General features: G+C 29.1%; 7 protein-coding genes. All 7 read right to left on the bottom strand.

Annotated elements, in window-relative coordinates:
- Nucleotides 1-202: 202 nt before the first annotated feature.
- Complete coding sequence (locus tag TICRE_RS09135; protein WP_075727333.1) at nt 203-1,159, bottom strand: DUF6731 family protein; 957 nt, start codon at nt 1,157-1,159, stop codon at nt 203-205.
- A gap of 149 nt (nt 1,160-1,308) precedes the next feature.
- A complete protein-coding gene (locus TICRE_RS09130; protein WP_075727331.1) occupies nt 1,309-1,638 on the bottom strand; it encodes a hypothetical protein in 330 nt (109 codons plus the stop codon).
- A gap of 15 nt (nt 1,639-1,653) precedes the next feature.
- A complete protein-coding gene (locus tag TICRE_RS09125) occupies nt 1,654-2,343 on the bottom strand; it encodes an N-acetylmuramoyl-L-alanine amidase (RefSeq protein WP_075727329.1) in 690 nt (229 codons plus the stop codon).
- Nucleotides 2,344-2,357: 14 nt separating this feature from the next.
- Nucleotides 2,358-2,606, bottom strand: a complete 249-nt coding sequence (locus tag TICRE_RS09120; RefSeq protein ID WP_198927541.1) for a hemolysin XhlA family protein — start codon at nt 2,604-2,606, stop codon at nt 2,358-2,360.
- A gap of 67 nt (nt 2,607-2,673) precedes the next feature.
- A complete protein-coding gene (locus TICRE_RS09115; RefSeq protein WP_075727324.1) occupies nt 2,674-2,943 on the bottom strand; it encodes a hypothetical protein in 270 nt (89 codons plus the stop codon).
- 211 nt (nt 2,944-3,154) lie between these two features.
- Nucleotides 3,155-3,313 (bottom strand): hypothetical protein, encoded by a 159-nt coding sequence (locus TICRE_RS13495; protein ID WP_198927540.1) that lies wholly within the window; start codon nt 3,311-3,313, stop codon nt 3,155-3,157.
- 1 nt (nt 3,314) lies between these two features.
- Nucleotides 3,315-3,596, bottom strand: coding sequence for a hypothetical protein (locus TICRE_RS09110; RefSeq protein ID WP_075727322.1), 282 nt, complete (start codon nt 3,594-3,596; stop codon nt 3,315-3,317).
- Nucleotides 3,597-3,747 lie beyond the last annotated feature (151 nt).

The raw sequence follows: 3,747 nt of genomic DNA, 5'->3' as shown, positions 1-3,747 counted from the left end.
GCTTGAATTCTTCACTATATTGTTTCTTTCTCTTTTTCATAATAAATTCGCTCCTTTTCTGATAGTTTTATTATATCAGATATAGAATCTATTATGTTTAGGATGTCCGATTTCTATACTATCACTAATTGTTTTATTAAATATATTAATAATAATGAAATTAGATAAGGATAACTTCTTTCTATATAGTATTTTATCACTTTCAAGATAGTCCTCCCTCCGATACATTACCTAATGATCTCTCTATCGTTGATTTCCTCCCTAAGTATATGTACATCATTTCGTTTGATACATATTCAAAACCAAGTGTTTGTCTTGCTTCTAGTATAAAAGTGACATAATCATGGTATACATTGTCGAATAAATCTATTATTTCTAAACTTGGACCATCATCATCTCTTATCTCTATTTTTGCATTTGTTATAATTGCTTGATTGTCATATATATCATCTATTAGTTCTGACACTGATTTTGTATCTAAATTTCTATTTTCTTTTAACTCTACTAATTTTCCTAAAACATTTTTCTTTACTATATTTTTCTTACGGCCCACACTAAATATTACTTGACCAGATAAAGCTTGAATATTAAAGTAAGAATTGATAATATCACTTAATGCACTTTTAGTTTTAGATATGGGTCTCTCTATATTAGCAAACCCTAATGTAATCTTTTTAGATTTTTTATTATCAAGCTTTGACTTTGTTTTTTCTATGATAGGATTTATAAAAATATCGAACCCTTCAAATGGATTTATATTATTAACTAGTTCTTGAATCCTAGTATAAGACAATGAAAACCTATTGCTTTGAATCATTGCTATTCCATTACTTTCATCATACAACATATTAACATCTTCTCCTAAATATTCATTATCATCTAATGTTACTGGGACAGCCTCCTCACTTTCTCTTACTGCAGAAGGTATATTGGTATCTCTCAATTTCATAAATCTTATAACCCAAAGGTTATTACTTTCATCATTATGATATTTTTCTACTCGGGCTTTTAGCCCCTTCAGTTCTATACTTTTACAAATTAAATTTTCTTTATCTAAGTATACTGCCCAATCATCAAAAGAAAATAAGTGTTTTTCATTTTCTTTTTGTATCGTTACTTGAAAATATTGAAATTTTATGTTCCTTCTATAGTCTACCATTAATCTTCCCCCTATTATATATAAAGGTAATTACAATGCAAACTTACCTTTATATATATATTTCGACATAAAAAGGGGGAATCCTTCTTTTATTTTAAAATATTTTTATTAAACAAAAAGACCAGGATAATCTCCTGGTCTAAATTAATCTATTCATCTTCATATCCTAACAAATCCCTACCTGAATTTAAATATTCTTTTAAATAATCCACACTATTCTCTATAAGCGTATCTAGTTCTTTTTTAGTTATCAGTAGTCTTACTATAGTTGGCAATGTAATATATAATTCTTCAATAACCATAGCATATTTTAATTCTCCAGTTCCACTTCCTAAAGCCTTTTCTGCTTGTACTACTAAAGATAATACTACTTGCCTTACAAAGTCTTTTTTATTTCTTTTATATAAAAATAGTAGCCCTACTATGAATAATAGAACTACCAGGATTGAACTTATATTTAATTTAATAAAGTTTAACATTCACATTACCTCCTACTATTCTTTTTTAATGTACCCTTCAAAGCCTTTAGCTTTTAATTCAGCTAGCTTTTTATCTGCATTAGCTTTAATAGAATAAGCTCCTACTTGAACCTTGTATAAATCCCCAGTGTTGGGTATTTCAGGTGTAGATGGCTTATTTGCTTCTGCTTTATATTTTATCTTTAAAAAACTTAATATCCCTTTGGCTATAGCTATAGCTATTTCTTTCTGTTTAGTTTTTAATACCTGTGCATCTTCAGTATTAGATATGAATCCAAGCTCTGTAAGTGCAGCTGGTGCTTTTGTTTCTCTTAATACATGGAAGTTAGCTGTCTTAGTACCTCTATTAGTTTTAAATATCTTCGCTGATACTAAACTATCTTGTATAGCTTTAGCCAAAGGTAAACCTCTTTTACTACCTGTGTGACTAAAGGTTTCAACACCGTTAGCATTTCTATTTGTAAAGCTATTGATATGAATAGATACAAATACATCTACATTATTAGCATTTGCCTTATCAGATCTTTGTTTTAAAGACATAGTCGCATCTGTAGTTCTAGAATACACTATCTCTACTCCATGCCTTTTTAATATTCTCCCAACTTCTAGCCCTATACTTAATGTTAAATCTTTTTCTTTGAGATTATTTCCTACTGCTCCTGGATCATTACCTCCATGACCGAAATCCAAATAAACTTTTGACATTATTATCATCCTTTCTACTTAAATAAACCTTGTTGAATTGCATAAAAAAAGAAGCTAACAAAAGCTCCTACCAACAATCCTATAAACCATTTCATCACCGATACTAAACTTTTAATTTGTTCTATAAGGTTTTTTATTTCTTTTTCTGTTCCAGATTTAAATTGCTCTAATGCATCAATCCTTTTCGAATGATTATTTATTCTTTTTTCATGTGTATCAAATTTTTCATCTATTCTTTTATGTTTTTCATTACATACATCCATGTCCCACCTCCAAATTTGTATTAAAAAAGAACCTACTGTCATGAGTAAGTTCTTTGCTTGTTAAAAACTACAATCCCTTACTTAATACTGTAATTAAATCCTTAATAAAACCCTTTGAAAAAACGTCATTTTTAACTGCTTCATCAAACAACTCTAACCATTGTTCCTTTGGAAGATCTAACGGGGTCCTTTGGAACTGTACCCCATTCTTAGTCCACCATGAAAATCTTATCTCTTCTTGATTTGTTGCGTTAATTATTATCTTCTCACACTTAGCTATTTCATCATTTCCTATATTGATTTCCACTTCTTTTACTAATGTTTTATAGTTTGGCATATTATATCTCCTCCTTAATATAATCATATTTTAACTCATAATTATATTAAGTTCAAAGCTCATAATACAATTAAGTCTTGCAATATGATCATTATTTACTAGGGGAGCTATATAGCAAGCTCACTTATTCTTAGTTTTACTCAAAATATATGGGTAAAGCAAAAGGGTATAAAAAATACACCCTTCCAGGTGTTATTGTATAATCAATAATTTAAACTTCATATTTAATTTCAATAAGTTGCATTAATTCCTCATATTCTTCTTGATTTAATTGTGCAAATATATAAAAAGTATTTACTCTTTTAGTTATTTCTTCTTTTTGTAAAGTTTTAGCATTTATAAATTTCTTTGACAATGTATAAGGTGTCATTTTACATCCCTCCTATTTCTAGTAATAGTGTTTGATATTTTGTTTCGAATAATATTTCTTCGTGTATAGTTAGTTGTTCTGTATTTTCTTCTGGTTCTACATATATAGGCTCTGTAAACTCATTAGTTTTTTCATTATACTCCCATCCTTCTTGTACGTTAGGCTTATATGTTATATCTACAAACACCAATGGGTTTCCCTCACTGTCCGGTGGTAAATTTGGAACATCCACACTTTTAAAAATATAGTGAGCCTTTCCGTTTAATACCTGAGCAAACATCATAAATACCCCCCTACCATTCTATAATATAGCTCGTTGCAGAACTCTGTAGCGAGCTATTTTACTGCATTTCAATCTATTGAAATGGCTGGGATTCCCCCGATTTTGGGTATATATACAGTATCAAGTTGTTTATAACTCAAAACGGAAATTG

Origin of the sequence: Tissierella creatinophila DSM 6911, from assembly GCF_001940565.1 — a bacterium.
GTDB classification, from domain to species: domain Bacteria; phylum Bacillota; class Clostridia; order Tissierellales; family Tissierellaceae; genus Tissierella_A; species Tissierella_A creatinophila.
Note: the sequence above shows the minus strand (reverse complement) of the source record. Positions and strands in the feature narration are given on the sequence as shown.